At 44.6% G+C, this 518-nt stretch carries 1 protein-coding gene; it reads left to right on the top strand.

Annotation, left to right across the window (positions count from 1 at the left end):
* Window positions 1-30: 30 nt before the first annotated feature.
* On the top strand, window positions 31-518 hold a 488-nt coding region (locus tag R7Q48_RS31090), incomplete at its 3' end, for a redoxin family protein (protein ID WP_318134272.1).

Raw genomic sequence — 518 nt, 5'->3', positions numbered from 1 at the left:
CTGTGTATCGCAAAAGAAAGAGGGCCGTGAATGTCACCGAAAACTATGCCTAAACTATTCGGGTTATTTATTGTTGTTGCCGTCTTTTCAGTCGTGGTCGTTGCGGCGTTATCTGACCGTCCCCACGTTGAGCAAGCAAAGGAAAGCACGCTAATGGTTCCAAATTTCAGCGCTGTATCGGTTATCTCTGGAAAAGAGGTCACTCAGGTGTTGTTTCAAGATAATGGCTATAAGTTGCTGAATGTGTGGGCGTCATGGTGTGGGATCTGTAAGAAAGAACATGAAACACTTTTGCAGATAGCGGATGCGGGAGTGCCGATCATTGGTTTGAATTATCGAGATAATAACTCTGCCGCTCAAAACTACTTGAGCTCTAAAAACAATCCTTATCAAGACGTGATTAGTGACCCAAATGGCGAATTGGCGGTTGAGCTGGGAGTGATAGGTACACCAGAAACTTATCACTCCCAGCTCAACCGCCAATTCGCCATTTTGAGCTCTAAAAACAATCCTTATCA

It is taken from the genome of Vibrio sp. 378 (assembly GCF_033339435.1).
Note: the sequence above shows the minus strand (reverse complement) of the source record. Positions and strands in the feature narration are given on the sequence as shown.